We start from the raw sequence: 15,301 nt of genomic DNA, 5'->3' as shown, positions 1-15,301 counted from the left end.
CAAATGTGACAGCCTCCGGCCGCTCTCTCGGCGCGCCCGACGACGCCTCTGAACCCCGCGCCGCGGGCGTGTGGACGCTCGCGGGCGGACGGCTGATCATAGCCGAGCCCGGGGGGCCTGCAACCATCCTCGTTCCCAGCGAGCAGGTGCGGCTGCTCGCGGTCGACCTGCCGCTCGCCAGCAAGGCCAAGCGGCTCGAGGCGCTGCCCTTCGCGATCGAGGAGCAGATCGCCGAGCCGGCCGAATCGGTACATCTTGCGCTCGGCGCCGAGATCGAGCCCAAGCGCTACCTCGTCGGCGTGGTGCGCCACGAGGAAATGATCGCCTGGATCGAGGCTGCCGAGGCGGCGGGGCTGGGCCATGCCGCGATGGTGCCCGACGCGCTCGCGCTGCCGCGGCCGGGCGAGGGCGAATGGGCGGTCGACCTCACCGGCGACCGCGCGACGGTGCGTGCCGGCGACGGGACGGGCTTCGCCTGCCCGGCGGCGATGCTGCTGCCGGCGTGGCAGGCCGCGGGCCGGCCGCATGTGCTTTCCTATGGCGCGGCGCTGCCGTCCGAGATGGCGGCGAGCGAGGCCGCGGCCGGCGCCGTCGCGCTTTCCGACCGGCTGCTCGAGCCTGCGCTGGACCTGCGCCAGGGGCCGTATGCCCGCCGGCGCGCGGGGCTGCCCAATATGTGGCGCCGGCTCGGGTGGATCGTCGCGATCGGGGCGGCCGCGCACGTCGGCATCGCCATGGCCGATACGCTGATGCTCCAGCGCATTGCCGATCGCCGCGCCGAGGAGACGCGTGCCGCCTTCGCCGCCGCCGCGCCGGGGGCGACGCCGGGCGAGGATCTGGCCGCGAGCGTCACCGACATGCTGCCCGCCCCGAGCTCGGCCGCGCCGGACCTGTTCCTGCCCTTGCTCAATCGCCTGTCGGGCGCGCTCGGCCCGCTTTCGGGCGCACTCACCGTGCGTAGCCTCAGCTATCAGGCGAGCACGCTTACGCTCGACCTGGACGGCACCGACCCGAGCCTGCCCGGCCGCATCGACGCAGCGCTGCGCGGGGCGGGCATCACCGGCAGCGTTACGCGCTCGCCCGACGGCGCGATCCGGGTTACGGCGAACGCCGCATGAGGCTGATCCTTTCCCGGATGCCCGCGCTCGACGCGGCGATCGCGCGTTTCGACGCCTGGTGGAGCACGCTCAGCCAGCGCGAGCGCATTCTGATCGCGGTGATGGGGACGCTGCTCGCGATCACGATCCTGGTCTTCGGCGTGATCAAGCCGCTCCAGGCCGCGCGGGCCCAGGCGATCGCCGACATCCGTACCTATGAGACGCTGACGGCGCGCATCCGCGCCGCGGGCACGCTCAGCGCCACCCCCGCGACGCGCCGGCAGGGCCCGCCGCAGCAGGTTGCGACCAGCTCGGCGCAGGGCTTCGGCCTGACCGTCATGCCCGAGGCGATCCCGGGCGGGGTGCGCGTCACCGTCGCCGACGCGACCTATGATTCGCTGATGGCGTGGCTCGCCGACCTGAGCGCGACCAGCGACCTGCGCGTGCGCCGCCTCTCGGTCCAGCGCCGCCCGGCGCCGGGGCGCATTTCCGCGACCGTGGACCTCGGCGCATGAGCGAGGAGCTGATCCTCGTCGAGGACGCGCCCGCGCCGCGCACCTTGCCCTATAGCTTCGCGCGCAAGCATGGCGTGCTGCTGCGCGCCGGTCCCGCCGGCCTCGAATGCCTGCACCGCGCGGGCGCGGGGCTCGACGGGCTGCTCGAAGTCCAGCGCATCGCGCCGGGCGTGCCGCTCACGCAGGTGAGCGACGAGGCCTTCGATGCAGCGCTCAGCCAGTCGTACAGCGAGCGCGCCGGCGCTGCGGCAGACTTCGACCTGGGCGACATGGACCTGGCCGCGCTGGCGGACAGCGCCGCGAGCGTCGACGATCTGCTCGACACCCGCGACGACGCGCCGGTCATCCGCCTGATCAATGCGCTGCTGCTCGAAGCGGTGAAGGAAGGCGCGTCGGACGTGCACATCGAGACGCAGGAAAAGCGGCTCGTCGTGCGGTTCCGCATCGACGGCGTGCTGCGCGACATGCTCGATCCGCCGCGGGCGCTGGCGCCTTTGCTGGTCAGCCGCATCAAGGTGATGGCCAAGCTCGACATCGCCGAACGCCGCATTCCGCAGGACGGCCGCGTGACGCTGCGCATCGGCGGGCACGACGTCGACGCGCGCGTCTCGACCATCCCGACCCAGCATGGCGAGCGCGTGGTGATGCGCCTGCTCGAAAAGGGATCGCTGCGGCTCGACCTCGAATCGCTCGGCATGGACGAGGAGGACCGCCAGATCTTCGCGCGGCTGCTCGATCGCCCCCACGGCATGATGCTCGTCACCGGCCCGACCGGCTCGGGCAAGACGACGACGCTCTATTCGGCGCTCACCCGCCTCAACGACCGCAAGCGCAACATCATGACGGTCGAGGATCCGATCGAATATGAGCTGGCGGGCGTGGCGCAGACGCAGGTCAACCCGCGCACCGACATGACCTTCGCGCGCGGGCTGCGGGCGATCCTGCGCCAGGACCCCGACGTGATCATGGTCGGCGAGATCCGCGACCAGGAGACCGCCGAAGTCGCGGTGCGATCGGCGATGACGGGCCATTTCGTGCTCTCGACGCTCCACACCAACAGCGCGATCGGTTCCGTGACGCGGCTGATCGACATGGGGGTCGAGCGCTATCTGCTCGCGCCGATGCTGGTGGGACTGGTGGCGCAGCGGCTGGTGCGGAAGCTCTGCCCCGAATGCCGCTGGCAGGACGAGGCGACCGAGGCGGATTCGCGGCTGCTCGGCGGCGCGCTCAAGCCGGGCAAGACGATCTGGCGCCGCGGCGGCTGCGATTCCTGCCACGGCGAAGGCTATCGCGGACGCGCCGGGCTCTACGAAGTCGTGGCAGTCGACGACCGGCTCCAGAAGCTGATCCACGACGGCGCTTCCGAGGCCGATCTGGAGAAGGCGGCGCGCAAGACCAGCCCGAGCCTGCTCGAGGATGGCGTCGCCAAGATCCGCAGCGGCGTCACCACCGTCGACGAAGTCGCGCGCGTGGTGCGGGACGAGGCCTAGTGCCAGCCTATTCCTATCGCGCCGCCGACCGCGCGGGTGCGGCCAGGCGCGGGATCATCGAGGCGTCGAGCCCCGCCGCGGCGCGCGCGCTGCTGCGCGAGCAGGCGCTGCTGCCGCTCTCGGTCGAGCCCGCGGCCGAGCGGGGGCAGGGGATCGGCGGCATTCGCCTCTCGTTCCTGTCGCGCAACCGCATCTCGCCGCGAGCGCTCGCCACGGTGACGCGCCAGATCGCGACGCTGGTCGGATCGGACATTCCGGTCGAGGAATCGCTCCGCCTCGTCGCCGCCCAGTCCGAGGCGCCGGCGATCAACACCTTGCTGCTCGACGTGCGCGGCGCGATCCTCGACGGGCGCAGCTTCGCCGCGGCGCTCTCGGCGCATCCCAAGGCCTTCCCCGAATTCTATCGCGCCTCGGTCGCGGCAGGCGAGGCGTCGGGACAGCTTCCGAGCGTGCTCAACCACCTCGCCGAGTTCGTCGAGAACCGGCAGGCCAATGGCCAGAAGCTCCAGCTCGCCTTGCTCTATCCCGCGTTGCTCGCCTGCGTCTCCTTCGGGATGATGGCGCTGCTGATGGTCTATGTCGTGCCCGACATCGTGCGGGTGTTCGTGTCGCGCGGCGCCGACCTGCCTTTGCTCACGCGCGTGCTGATCGCGATCAGCTGGTTCCTGCAGAATTTCGGGCTCTATCTGATCCTCGCGATCGCAGTGATCGCCCTGGTTGCGGGGCGTTGGGTGCGCGTGCCTGCCAACCGGCTGCGGCTGCACCGCTTCTTCACCGAGCATCGCCCCTTCCGCCGCTTCAGTCGCCAGCTGAGCGCCGCGCGCTTCGCCGGCAGCCTTGCGACTTTGGTGGGCAGCGCGGTGCCGCTGGTCGAGGCGCTTCACGCCGCCGCCGCGGTGACCCCCAACCACTGGGTCCGCGAAAAGGCATTCGGCGTGGCGCAGCGCGTCCGCGAGGGCGTATCGCTCCGCGCCGCGATGCAGGAGGCGGGGGTGTTCCCGTCGATGCTCGTCGCGATCGTCGCCTCGGGCGAATCGAGCGGCCGCCTCGCGCCGGCACTCGGCCGCGCCTCGGACGAGCTCGAACGTGAGCTCGACGCGCTGGTCTCGACCCTGGTGTCGCTGGTCGAGCCGCTGGTGCTGCTGGTGATGGGCGGGCTGGTGCTGCTGATGGTGCTGGCGATCCTGCTGCCGATCATCAATTTGAACAATCTGGTGACGCTGTAGGATCTAAATCCTCCCCAGCGCAGCTGGGGGAGGAATAGGGCCCTACATCGCCCCCTGGATCCTCGCGCCTGGGGGCAGCCCCAGGAACGGCATCATCGCGGCGCCTTCCGGCGTCACGCCGAACTCCAGCGTGCCGTCTTCGGCCAGTTCGGCGCTCACCAGCGTCTTGCGGCGCTGAGTCATCGGGGCGATGCGGATCTGGGTGCGGTTGCCGATATGCTCGGCGGTGAGGATCAGCGCGGGTAGGGCGGAGGCCGCCCCGGCTCCCTTGGGCCGGCAGCTTCCCGGATCGCTGGTCGCCGTGCCCGAGAGCATCTGCGGCGCGCCGCCGACCGCGATGCGCTCCATCTCGATCTGCATCGTCAGGTCGCAAGTGAAGGGCAAGTTGGGCTGGAGCGCCTGGAGCAGCGTCGCGTCGGCCGATCCGCTCACCTTGTCGAGCACCGTGCGCCCGCCGAGATGCACAAGCAGCCGCCCGCCGAGATCGGTATCGGGGCCCGTCGCCTTCCAGTCGGCGGCGAAGGCAAGCGAAGTCAGCGAGCGCAGCGGCGCCATGTGCCATTCGAACTTCGAGCCGCCGGCGACACCCACTTCGCCGTTCCACACCGTCCCCGCCACGCCGGTGCGCCAGGGGCGGTTCTTCACCACCACGCTGGCGGGCATGGTCACGATCATCGCCAGCGCATAGGCCACTATGCCGAGCAGCGCGAAGACGATAATACGCCGGCGTGCCACATCGCCCGTATCCGGAGTCGGCAATGGACCGGCGGTCCCTGCTGAGGTTGCTGCAATCAGGCCTGGTCGCGTCAGCGGCATCGGTCGTGCTTCCCTCGTTTGCGCTTGCCGCAGCGGCGAAGAAGGACAAACGCCCTGTCGCGCTGCTGGTGCCGCTCACGGGTCCGCGAGCGCGGATCGGCCTTAGCATGCGCCAGGCGGCCTTGCTCGCGGAAAACAGCGCCTATGTGGAGAGCTTCGACACGGGCGGCACCGCCGCGGGCGCGGCGGCAGCGGCGGCGAGCGCGCTCAAGAAGCGCCCCGCGCTAATCCTCGGCCCGCTCTCTCACGAGGAAGTGCCGGCGGTGAGCAGCACGGTGGCGGGCCGCGTGCCGATCATCGCCTTCAGCAACGATGCCGTGCTGCGCCAACCCGGCACCTACATCTTCGGGATCACCGCGGGCCAGGTGACCAGCGCGATCCTGCGCTATGCCCGCACCCGCGGGATCAAGTCGGTCGCCGTGATCGACGACGGCAGCGCGTGGAGCGCCGCCTCCTCGGTCGAGGCGGGTCGGCTTGAAGGCGAGCTCGGCATTCGCGTGCGCGTGCTCCAGGTCCGCGAGGGGCAGCCGCTCCCGGCCGCCGGCGACGCGCCCGACGCGGTGCTGCTGCCCGGCAGCGGCGCGGCGGTGCTCGCCGCGGCGCGCAACCTCAAGGATAGCGGCATCCAGTTTCTCGGCACGCTCCAGGGGCTCGACCATCGCCCCGAGGCGCTCGAGGCGCTCGACGGCGCCTGGCTCGCCAGCCCCGATCCGGTCGCCTTCGGTACCTTCGCGAGCGAGTTCAGCGCGCGCAACGGCGGCACGCCCGGGACGATCGCCGCGCTTGCCTATGACGCGGCGGGCATCGCCAATTCGCTGCGCGCCGCGAACACGCTGGGCGCCGCGGGGCTGCTCGACAGCAAGGGCTTCCGCTGCGTCACCGGGCCGGTGCGTTTCCGCACCGACGGATCGGTCGCGCGCGACTTCGCGATCCTGCTCGCGCGCCCGCACGGCTATGAGCCCGTGGCGATGAGCTCGGGCGCCTGAGACCGGCACCGCGGGACTCATCGTGAAACCCCGCGCCGCAGTCGCACCCGCCCAGGCGGGCTTCACGCTGATCGAGCTGATGATCTCGCTCGGCCTGTTTGCGCTGATCGCGGTCGCGGGCCTGGCGCTGGTCGACGGCATCATCAGCGTCCAGGGCCGCACCGAGAAACGGCTCGACCGGCTCGCCGACCTCCAGCGCGCGATGTTCGTGGTGACGAGCGACCTCGACCAGATCGCGCCCGGTCCCTTGAGCGGCGGCGGCACCGGCCTCTCGTTCCTGCGCGCGGCGCCGGGGATCGGCGGCGCGGCGGTGAAGCTCGACTATGCCGCGGCGGGTGGCGCGCTGGTGCGCCGCGTCGGGCCGCTCCCGCAGGTGGTGCTTACTGGCGTCGGCCAGGCGCAATGGCGCTTCTGGGACGGCGCATGGGTCGATCGCTGGCCGGCGCGCAAGGAAGACGAGGAACGCTGGCCGCGCGCCGTCGAGCTGCGCATGCAGGCCGCGGGGCCGGGTGGGGCGCCCGCGACGCTGCGCCGCGTGATCGTGCTCCCGGTGCGGCCCGAGGAAGAGAAGGACCAGCAGCAGTCTCCCTCGCAGCCCGAGCAGGGGATGCCCCAGCGATGAGCCCGCGCGAGGAAGAAGAGGGCATGATCCTCGTCAACGTGCTGATGTTCGTTGCCATCGCCGCCGCGCTGGTGGCGCTGATGATCAGCCGCGAGGAGCTGGCGCTCGACCGCGCGCTGCGTTCGCGCGAGGCGTCGCGCGCCATGGCGATCGTGCGCGGCGGCGAGCTTTCGGCGCTGGTCGCGCTGCGCCGCGATGGCGAAGTCGCGCCCGACGTCGATCATGTCGGCGAGCCCTGGGCGCGACTCTCGGAGAGCGGTGCGCCGATCGAGGGCGGCAGCTTCGACCTCGCGATCAGCGACGCCGAGGGGCGGTTCAACATCAACGCGGTCCGCACCGGCGATGCGGGCTCGACGATCCTGTTCCAGTCGATCGGCGAGGCCGCCGGGCTCACCCCCGAGCAGATCGTCGCCGCGATCCAATATGTGCGGTTGAACGGCCCGGTCACCGACCTTCGCCCGCTGCGCCTCGCCGGGATTGACCCCAAGGTCGCCGACCGGCTCGAACGGCTCGCGACCGCGCTTCCCGGCCGCACCACGGTCAACCTCAACGCCGCGAGCGAGGAAGTGCTGGCGGTGCTGTTCCACGATCCCGTCGTGGCCGGACGGCTGGCGCAGGTGCGCGAGCGGCAGGGCTTCCTCACCCAGAAGGACCTGAGCGACAACAATGTCTCGCTGCCCCCCGGCACCTCGTTCCGCTCGAACAGCTTCTGGGTCCGCACTCGCGCGACGATCGGCGACACGAGCCAGCAGGCCGCCACGCTGATCCAGCGCCGCCGCACGCTCGAGGGCCGGGTGGAGGCCTATCCGGTCGAGCGCTGGCGCAACGCCGCGGTCCCGCCCGGGGCGCCGGCGTTTCCTGCGAAAACCTCGTAAGCCCCTCCCCTGATGGCAGGGGCTAAGTTCATAGCAATATCCGGAACAACGCCCCGCCGCCGGGGGCGTCGCCGATGTCGATCGACCCGCCGTGCGCCACCACGATCTGCCGCGCGAGGTTGAGCCCCACGCCGGTGCCGGTCGCGCGCGTGGTGAAGAAGGGCAGGAACACGTCCTGGCGCAGCGACTCCGGAATCCCCGGGCCGTTGTCCTCGACTTCGATCACCGTTCGCGCCTCGCCGTTCAGCCGCAGCGACAGCCGAGGTGGGCGAGCGCCGCCCTCCATTGCCTGGGCGGCGTTCTGCATCAGGTTGATCACGACCTGCGCGAGCAGGTCCGGATCGGCGTCGAGCGCCAGCGTGTCGGGCGTGACTTCGAGCGACAGCGGTACCGCCGGCGCCTTTGCGGCGAAGATGCGCGCCAGCTCCTCGGCCCAGGGCCGCGCGGCGAAATGCTGGCGCTTGATCTCGGGAGTCCGCGCCACCGCGCGATAGGCCTCGATGAAATGGCTGAGGCCATAGGCGCGCCGCGCCAGCGTCTCGACTGCCATGCGCGCGTCGGCGACCCGCGGATCGGCCGAGAGCGCGGGATCGGCGAGCAGCTCGGCCGCGGTGCCCGCCAGCGAAGTGACGGGAGTCAGCGAATTGAGGATCTCGTGCGTCAACACGCGCACCAGATCGGTCTGCGCCGCCATCTCGACCGCGTCGAGCGTGCCCTGGATCGGCTGGACGCTCACTGCGCGGGTGCGCTGGCCGAGCCGCTCGAGCGTGGCCGAGCGCACCAGCATGCGCTGCGCCCGCCCCTCGATGTTGAGGATCAGCAGCTCTTCCTGCTGCGGCCCGGTTTCCAGCCGCCGCGCGAAGGTGGCGCCATAGGGGGCGAAGTCCTGCGGCCGCGTGGGCTGTCCCTCGCTGAACAGTCGGCGCGCCGCCTTGTTGGCGAGCGACACCTGCCCGTCGCCGCCGACGATCAGCACCGCCACCGGAGCGTCGTCGACCAGCGCGTCGAGATAGCGCAGCTCGCCGACCGCGCGTTCCTGCTCGGCCCGGAAGCGACCGAGCGCTTCGTTCAGCGCCGCGCCGAGCTCGCCGAAACCTGCGCCTCCACCGGTCTCGAAGCGCACCGCCGTGTCGCCGAAGCGCAGCGCCTCGAGGAAGCGGCCGACGATGCGGTTGGTGCGGGTGACGTGGTGGAGCGTCCCCATGAAGGTGGCGACGACGATCGCCAGCGCCACGATCCGCGCCGCGCCCAGATCGGGCGTGATGAACGCCGCGACGCAGGCGAACAGCGCCACGGAAAGCCCCACGATCCAGGCCGCGAGCCCGATCGTGAAGCGGCGGTCAGAGCCCATGCTTCTCCATTCGCCGATAGAGCGCGGCGCGCGACAGCCCCAGCTCGGCCGCGGCGAGCGAGATGTTGTAGCCGTGCTTCTTGAGTGCCTCCTCGACCAGTCGGCGCTCGACGCGTTCGAGGTTGAGGTCGTCGGGCGCGCGCGGCGCGACGATCGCCTGGGGCGAGATGCGTGGCGCGGAAGAGACGAGGGCGAAGTCCTCGGGCTCCAGCGGCACGTCGCGCGCGAGGATCACTGCGCGTTCGAGCGCGTGGCGCAGCGCGCGGACGTTGCCCGGCCAGTCGTGGTGGAGCAGCGCCGCGCGCGCGGCGGGGCTCAGCTCGGGCACGGCGCGGCCGTAGCGCCGGGCGTAATGGCCCAGATAATGCTCGATCAGCTCGGGCACGTCCTCGCGCCGCTCGCGCAGGGGCGGCAGGTCGATCTCCACCGTGTTGAGCCGGAAGAGCAGGTCCTGGCGGAAATGGCTCTCGTCGCGCAGCTTCTCGGGCGGCAAATTGGTGGCGGCGATCACGCGGATGTCGACGGGCACGGGCGCGTTGGCGCCCACGGGCGTCACCTGGCGCTGCTCGAGCACGGTCAGCAGCTTGGGCTGGAGGCGGAGCGGCAGGTTGCCGATCTCGTCCAGGAACAGCGTCCCGCCGTCCGCCGCCTGGATGCGCCCCACGCGGTCAGCACGCGCGTCGGTGAAGGCGCCCTTCACATGGCCGAACAGCTCGGAATCGATCAGGTCCTCGGCGATCGCACCCAGGTCCACGGTCAGCATCGTCTTGTCGGCGCGCAGCGACTGGCGGTGCAGCTCGCGCGCGACCAGCTCCTTGCCCGTGCCGTTTTCGCCGAGCACCAGCACGTTCGCATCCGTCGGCCCCGCGCGCGCGATCAGCGAGTGGATGCGCGCCATCGCCGGCGAATGGCCCAGGATCGCCGATCCGTTCGCCGAGCCGGCCGCTGCGGCAGGGGCGGGGACGCCGCCCTTCACTGCCTTGCGCGAGCGGCGCAGCGCCGCAGCGGTGCGCACCGTCGCGAGCAGCTTGTCGTTGGACCAGGGCTTGGAGACGAAGTCGGTCGCACCGTGCTTCATCGCCGCGACTGCGATGTTGATGCCTGCGTGTGCGGTGATCATCACCACCACCATCTCGGGATCGAGCGCGAGCAGCTTGTCGAGCCAGGCGAGCCCTTCGGCGGAGTCGGTCGCGCCGCGCGCGAAATTGGCGTCGAGCAGCACCACGTCGGGCGCGCGTGCGCGGATCAGCGGCAGCGCCTCGTCGGGCGATCGCGCGGTCGCGACGTCCGCGAACAGCCGGCGCAGCAGCAGCCGCGAGGCCGTGAGGATGTCCTCGTCGTCATCGACGACCACGCAATAGTCGAATTCGGTCGCGCTCCCCATGCTCCCCTCTCGTACAGCGCCTGTGCGATTCCGGACAATCAAATTGCGTGCCAGTCCGTGGGCCTGGGCAGTTGGCACGGCTCGTGCTGATCCCCGCCGCGAGAGGGAGGAACGCAACGTGCCGGGTTCAAGGCGGAAATGGACGAGACTGATGCTGCTGGCGGCCTTCGCCTGCACTGCGCTGGCGATGCTGCGCGTGCCCGCGACGGCGCTCGACGTCTCGGTGACGCGCAACGGCGCCTGGGCGCTGCTCCGCATCGGCTTCGCGACTGTCCGGATCGCGTTCGATTCCGGACAGGAGTGTTCGAAATCGAACGGTTGCGGCGCACCGCTTTCGCCGGCGTCGCTTGCCGTCTCCTCCGCGAAGGCGGATGGCATGGGGGTTGCTAGGGTGTGATCATGGGTGTCGTGAAGATGCAGAAATCGGGGGATGCACCCGTCTCAGGGAGCGGAATGGATCAGGTGGTCGAGACGCGTAAGGTGCCCCTTCGCGTGAAGATCATCCTGGGGAGCGCGGTTGCCCTCGCGGCCGCGCTCCTATTCTGGTGGTTCGCCCCCTCGGGCTCGAGCCAGACGGTCGGCGCAGACAATGTGACGATCTCCACCGTCACGCGCGGCACCTTCGACGATTTCATCCCGCTGCGCGCCCGCGTCACGCCGCTGCTCACCGTCTATATCGACGCAGTCGAAGGCGGCCGGGTCGAGAAGATGCTGGTCGAGGACGGCGCGACCGTCGCCAAGGGCCAGCCGATCGCGCTGCTCTCCAACGCCGAGCTCCAGCTTTCGACGCTCGCCCGCCAGACCGAAGTCGAGCAGCAGATCAACAACATGCGCAGCCAGGAGCTGTCGCTCGCCCAGACCCGCCTCGCCAACGAGCGCGCAGTGCTCGCGGCCGAGACAGCCTATGACAAGGCGCGGCGCCAGTATGAGCGCGAGAGGCCGCTCGCCGCCAAGGGCTTCGTCTCGGGGAAGCAATTCGCCGACACCCGCGCCGATTACGAGCTCAGCCAGCGCACGCTCGCGGCGCTCAAGCGCAGCCAGGCCACCGACGAGCGGCTCCAGGGCAGCCAGCTCTCGCAGCAGGCGGCAGCGGCGCAGTCGATGCAGTCGGGCCTCGCGATCGCCCGCGCCAATCTCGACGCGCTCCAGCTTCGCGCGCCGGTCGCGGGCCAGCTCTCGGGCTTCTCGGTCCAGGTCGGCCAGTCGCTCCAGCGCGGAGAGCGCGTCGGGCAGATCGACAGCCCGGGCCGCAACAAGCTGATCGCCGGCGTCGACGAATTCTATCTCGGCCGCGTCCAGCTCCAGCAGCAGGCCGTGCTCGACTGGGGCGGCAAGCGCTACCGGGCGAAGGTCACCAAGATCTATCCGCAGGTGCAGAACGGGCAGTTCCAGGTCGACCTGCAGTTCGTCGGCGACGAGCCCGCGCAGATCCAGCGCGGCCAGACGATGCAGGCGCGCCTCACGCTCGGCGACCCCGCACCCGCGCTGCTCGTCCCCAACGGCGCCTTCTACAACGAGACCGGCGGCAGCTGGATCTTCGTGGTGACTCCCGACGGCAGGAGCGCGGTCAAGCGCAACGTCCGCCTGGGCCGCCGCAACGCCGAGTTCATCGAAGTGCTCGAGGGCCTCGAGCCCGGCGAGAAAGTGCTCACCTCGCCGTACACCGGCTTCACCGACAAGACGCGCCTGGACCTGACCAAGTGACCGACAAGAAAGGGAATTCCATGCTGACGATGCGCGAACTCTCCAAGGTCTACCGTACCGACACGGTGCAGACGACGGCGCTCGACGCGATCGACCTAGACATCGCCGACGGCGAGTTCGTCGCGATCATGGGCCCATCGGGCTGCGGCAAGTCGACGCTGCTCAACATGATCGGCATGCTCGATAGCCCGTCGAGCGGCTCCTATGTGTTCAACGGCCAGGAAGTCGCCGGGCTCTCCGAGAGCAAGCTCGCCGACGTCCGCAAGGAGAACATCGGCTTCATCTTCCAGAGCTTCAACCTGGTCGACGAGCTGACCGTCCGCGACAATGTCGAGCTCGCACTGCTCTACCACAATGTCCCCGCCGCCGAGCGCAAGCGCCGCGTCGACGAGGTCATGGACAAGGTCGGCATCGCTCACCGCGCCAAGCACCGGCCGAGCCAGCTCTCGGGCGGCCAGCAGCAGCGCGTCGCGGTCGCCCGTGCGCTCGTCGCCAATCCCAAGCTGATCCTCGCCGACGAGCCCACCGGCAACCTCGACACGCACCACGGCGAGGAAGTGATGCGCATGCTCCAGACGCTCAACGCCGAGGGCTCGACGATCGTGATGGTGACGCACTCGCCCGCGCACGCCGACTATGCCGGCCGCATCGTCTCGATGCTCGACGGCCGGATCCTCCAGGAGCGCCGCCGGGCCGCCTGAGCGCGAGAGGAGGAGAGGGGGCCATGTGGCGGAATTATCTGAAGGTGGCGTTCGCGGCGCTGACCAAGAACAAGGTGTACGCCTTCATCAACATCTTCGGCCTCACCATCGGGCTCGCCGCGTGCGTGCTCATCCTCCTCTACGTCCGCTACGAGCGCAGCTACGACAGCTGGCTGCCCGGCGCCGACCAGGTCTACCAGCTCCAGACCTATATCTCGGCGAACAGCCGCGGCGGCGAGCAGAAGGATCTGCAGCTGAGCGCGATCGCCGCCGGCCGCGCGCTCGCCAAGGACTTTCCGCAGGTCGAGAAGGTCGTGTGGATGCGCTCCTTCTCGCCGATCGTGATCCAGGACGGCCAGCCGCTCCAGGTCGATACGCTGCGGATGGTCGACGACAATCTGTTCGAGGTGCTCGACCTGCCCTTCGCGCGCGGCTCCGCGAAGACTGCGCTGCCGGACTCGCACTCGGTCGCGCTCAGCGAGAGCGAGGCCAAGCGCCGCTTCGGCGACGCGGATCCGATCGGCAAGACCTTCACCATCGTCGATAACACCGGCGACGTGGACTATCGCGTCACTGCCGTCTTCAAGGACATTCCGAAGAGCAGCAGCATCTCGGCCGACATGGTCGCGCGCTTCGATCTCGGCACGCAGTTCGCCGACCGGATGCAGCAGGTGACGCGCTTCGGCAGTCAGCAGGGCTGGAACTTCGTCAAGCTGCGCAAGGGCACCGATCCCGCGCAGATCACCTCGCAATTCCCCGCCTGGGAGAAGCGCAACATCCCCGACGAAGTCACCAACGGCGAACGCACCAATCCCGGCGACGACATGGACTTTGGGCTGGTCAACATCCGCGACGTTCACCTGGGCAAGGCGCAGATGTTCGGACTCACCCCCGGCAACGACCAGAGGACCGTCACCACCTTCGCGGTGATCGCGCTGCTCGTGCTCGGCATGGCGTCGATCAACTTCACCAATCTCGCCACCGCGCGAGCCTCGCAGCGCGCCCGCGAAGTGGCGCTGCGCAAGGTGCTCGGCGCCTCGCGCGCGCAACTGATCACTCAGTTCCTGGCGGAATCGATCCTGCTCACGCTGGTCGCGATGCTGATGGCGCTGGCGCTGGTCGAGCTGCTGCTGCCGCTGTTCAACGGCTTCCTCGGGGCCGATATCGCAATGCACTATTGGGGGCGCGGCAGCATCTGGGTCCCGGCGATCCTGCTGGTGCTCGTCGTCGGCGCTGCGGGCGGGCTCTATCCAGCCTTCTATCTCTCGCGCTTCCAGCCCGCGAAGATCCTCAAGGCCAACAAGTCGAGCGCCGATGCCGCGGGATCGGGCAGGCTGCGCAACATCCTGGTCGTGGCGCAGTTCGCCATCTCGATCGGGCTGATCGTCTGCACCGCGGTGATCTACAGCCAGACCCGCTTCGCCCAGACGCTCGACGCGGGCTTCCAGCGCGACGGGCTGCTCCAGATCGGCAACCTCGACTTCCGCGGCGTCTCGCAGGATCAGTCGCGCCAGTTGGTCGAGCGCATCCGCCAGGTGCCGGGCGTTCAGGCGGCGGCACGCACGCAGATCGCAGTCTCGCCGAACGGCAATTCGGCCGCCGACTTCTTCCTGCCCGGCGCCACCCATTCGGTCTCGCTCGGCGCCTATGGCATCGAGACGGGATTCTTCGAGGCGATGGGGATGCGGCTGCTCGCCGGCCGCTTCTTCCAGGATTCGCAGGGCAGGGACGATGCGACCACGCCCTTTCCCGTCCAGATCGAGGCGGAGCGGGCACTCGCGGCGCGGGGGATCAACGTGGTGATCTCCGAATCCGCCGCACACCGGCTCGGCTTCCGCACGCCGCAGGAGGCGATCGGCAAGACGATGCAGGGCACGCTGACGCTGCCCGAGGTCGGGCTGGTCCCCAGCACCATCGTCGGCGTGGTCTCGGACGCCCGCTTCCGCTCGCTGCGCGAGCCGATCCAGCCGACCGTCTACGTCATGCAGCGCGTCGGCTTCGCGCAGGTGGCGGTGCGCTACGCCGGCGTGAGCCCCGCCGAGATCCGCGAGCGCATCGAGCAGGTGTGGCACCAGACCGTGCCTCTGGTGCCGTTCAGCGCCGACTTCGCCGACGACCTCGTCCGCCAGCAATATCGCCAGGAGTTCGCGCGCGGGGCGCTGTTCGCCGCCTTCTCGATCCTGACCGTGATCATCGGCTGCCTCGGCCTGTTCGGCCTGGCGGTGTTCACCGCCGAGCGCCGCACCAAGGAGATCGGCATCCGCAAGGTACTCGGCGCCCGCACGCGCGACGTGGTGCGGCTGCTGGTCTGGCAGTTCAGCCGGCCGGTGCTCATCGCCAACCTGATCGCCTGGCCGGTCGCCTGGTGGGTGATGCGTGACTGGCTCAACACCTTCGATACCCGCGTGCCGCTCACGCCGGTGCCCTTCGTACTCGCCGGGCTGCTCGCCATGCTGATCGCCGTCGCGACCGTCGGCGGCCAGGCGCTGCGCGTCGCGCGCACCAATCCCGTCCACGCGCTGCGGTACGAATAG

At 70.2% G+C, this 15,301-nt stretch carries 14 protein-coding genes; 11 read left to right on the top strand and 3 right to left on the bottom strand.

The features are described from left to right. Positions 1-5 precede the first annotated feature (5 nt). Genes gspL through J7500_RS13155 form a run of 4 tightly spaced genes read left to right on the top strand, consistent with a single transcriptional unit; the run spans position 6 to position 4,328 of the window. Complete coding sequence (gspL, locus tag J7500_RS13170) at positions 6-1,118, top strand: type II secretion system protein GspL (RefSeq protein ID WP_294062229.1); 1,113 nt, start codon at positions 6-8, stop codon at positions 1,116-1,118. After that, on the top strand, positions 1,115-1,612 hold the full coding sequence (gene gspM, locus J7500_RS13165; protein ID WP_294062228.1) for a type II secretion system protein M: 498 nt from the start codon (positions 1,115-1,117) through the stop codon (positions 1,610-1,612). Before gspL ends, gspM begins: the two co-directional genes overlap by 4 nt. Continuing rightward, positions 1,609-3,102, top strand: a complete 1,494-nt coding sequence (gene gspE / locus J7500_RS13160) for a type II secretion system ATPase GspE (protein ID WP_294062226.1) — start codon at positions 1,609-1,611, stop codon at positions 3,100-3,102. Before gspM ends, gspE begins: the two co-directional genes overlap by 4 nt. Beyond that, positions 3,102-4,328 carry a type II secretion system F family protein gene (locus tag J7500_RS13155; RefSeq protein ID WP_294062225.1) on the top strand — a complete coding sequence of 409 codons (1,227 nt, stop codon included), beginning with the start codon at positions 3,102-3,104 and terminating at the stop codon, positions 4,326-4,328. Before gspE ends, J7500_RS13155 begins: the two co-directional genes overlap by 1 nt. 42 nt (positions 4,329-4,370) lie before the next feature. Here the strand turns inward: J7500_RS13155 and J7500_RS13150 are convergent, their stop codons facing one another. After that, positions 4,371-5,063, bottom strand: coding sequence for a hypothetical protein (locus J7500_RS13150; RefSeq protein ID WP_294062224.1), 693 nt, complete (start codon positions 5,061-5,063; stop codon positions 4,371-4,373). Positions 5,064-5,086: 23 nt separating this feature from the next. On the opposite strand from J7500_RS13150, the gene J7500_RS13145 reads away from it, so the two are divergent. Genes J7500_RS13145 through J7500_RS13135 form a run of 3 tightly spaced genes read left to right on the top strand, consistent with a single transcriptional unit; the run spans position 5,087 to position 7,627 of the window. After that, positions 5,087-6,130: an ABC transporter substrate-binding protein gene (locus J7500_RS13145; protein WP_294062223.1), complete on the top strand. Its 1,044-nt coding sequence runs from the start codon at positions 5,087-5,089 to the stop codon at positions 6,128-6,130. A gap of 22 nt (positions 6,131-6,152) precedes the next feature. Beyond that, positions 6,153-6,752 (top strand): type II secretion system protein GspJ, encoded by a 600-nt coding sequence (locus tag J7500_RS13140; RefSeq protein ID WP_294062221.1) that lies wholly within the window; start codon positions 6,153-6,155, stop codon positions 6,750-6,752. Positions 6,753-6,775: 23 nt separating this feature from the next. Next, complete coding sequence (locus J7500_RS13135) at positions 6,776-7,627, top strand: general secretion pathway protein GspK (RefSeq protein WP_294062219.1); 852 nt, start codon at positions 6,776-6,778, stop codon at positions 7,625-7,627. Positions 7,628-7,655: 28 nt separating this feature from the next. Here the strand turns inward: J7500_RS13135 and J7500_RS13130 are convergent, their stop codons facing one another. Beyond that, the gene (locus J7500_RS13130; RefSeq protein ID WP_294062216.1) at positions 7,656-8,978 is read right to left on the bottom strand and encodes an ATP-binding protein; all 1,323 of its coding nucleotides are present in this window, start codon (positions 8,976-8,978) and stop codon (positions 7,656-7,658) included. Beyond that, positions 8,968-10,362 (bottom strand): sigma-54 dependent transcriptional regulator, encoded by a 1,395-nt coding sequence (locus J7500_RS13125; protein WP_294062214.1) that lies wholly within the window; start codon positions 10,360-10,362, stop codon positions 8,968-8,970. The genes J7500_RS13130 and J7500_RS13125 overlap by 11 nt, the downstream gene beginning before the upstream one ends. A 151-nt stretch (positions 10,363-10,513) precedes the next feature. Between J7500_RS13125 and J7500_RS13120 the strand changes: the two genes are divergently transcribed. Genes J7500_RS13120 through J7500_RS13105 form a run of 4 tightly spaced genes read left to right on the top strand, consistent with a single transcriptional unit; the run spans position 10,514 to position 15,301 of the window. Then, entirely contained in the window at positions 10,514-10,759 is a 246-nt protein-coding gene (locus J7500_RS13120; protein ID WP_294062213.1) for a hypothetical protein, read from the top strand. Between the two features lie 56 nt (positions 10,760-10,815). Further along, positions 10,816-12,066 carry an efflux RND transporter periplasmic adaptor subunit gene (locus tag J7500_RS13115; RefSeq protein WP_294062212.1) on the top strand — a complete coding sequence of 417 codons (1,251 nt, stop codon included), beginning with the start codon at positions 10,816-10,818 and terminating at the stop codon, positions 12,064-12,066. A gap of 20 nt (positions 12,067-12,086) precedes the next feature. After that, positions 12,087-12,767: an ABC transporter ATP-binding protein gene (locus J7500_RS13110; RefSeq protein ID WP_294062210.1), complete on the top strand. Its 681-nt coding sequence runs from the start codon at positions 12,087-12,089 to the stop codon at positions 12,765-12,767. A gap of 23 nt (positions 12,768-12,790) precedes the next feature. Continuing rightward, complete coding sequence (locus J7500_RS13105) at positions 12,791-15,301, top strand: ABC transporter permease (RefSeq protein WP_294062209.1); 2,511 nt, start codon at positions 12,791-12,793, stop codon at positions 15,299-15,301.

The organism is Sphingomonas sp. (assembly GCF_017744835.1).
Lineage (GTDB): Bacteria > Pseudomonadota > Alphaproteobacteria > Sphingomonadales > Sphingomonadaceae > Sphingomonas.
The sequence above is the reverse complement of the archived record's forward strand: the minus strand, read 5'-3'. Positions and strand labels throughout refer to the sequence as shown.

Coding starts and splice junctions, on each gene's coding strand:
- J7500_RS13130 (WP_294062216.1), bottom strand. CDS start 8,978: ATGGGCTCTGACCGCCGCTTCACGATCGGGCTCGCGGCCTGGATCGTG.
- J7500_RS13135 (WP_294062219.1), top strand. CDS start 6,776: ATGATCCTCGTCAACGTGCTGATGTTCGTTGCCATCGCCGCCGCGCTG.
- gspM (WP_294062228.1), top strand. CDS start 1,115: ATGAGGCTGATCCTTTCCCGGATGCCCGCGCTCGACGCGGCGATCGCG.
- J7500_RS13110 (WP_294062210.1), top strand. CDS start 12,087: ATGCTGACGATGCGCGAACTCTCCAAGGTCTACCGTACCGACACGGTG.
- J7500_RS13105 (WP_294062209.1), top strand. CDS start 12,791: ATGTGGCGGAATTATCTGAAGGTGGCGTTCGCGGCGCTGACCAAGAAC.
- J7500_RS13120 (WP_294062213.1), top strand. CDS start 10,514: ATGCTGCTGGCGGCCTTCGCCTGCACTGCGCTGGCGATGCTGCGCGTG.
- J7500_RS13145 (WP_294062223.1), top strand. CDS start 5,087: ATGGACCGGCGGTCCCTGCTGAGGTTGCTGCAATCAGGCCTGGTCGCG.
- J7500_RS13125 (WP_294062214.1), bottom strand. CDS start 10,362: ATGGGGAGCGCGACCGAATTCGACTATTGCGTGGTCGTCGATGACGAC.
- J7500_RS13115 (WP_294062212.1), top strand. CDS start 10,816: ATGGATCAGGTGGTCGAGACGCGTAAGGTGCCCCTTCGCGTGAAGATC.
- gspE (WP_294062226.1), top strand. CDS start 1,609: ATGAGCGAGGAGCTGATCCTCGTCGAGGACGCGCCCGCGCCGCGCACC.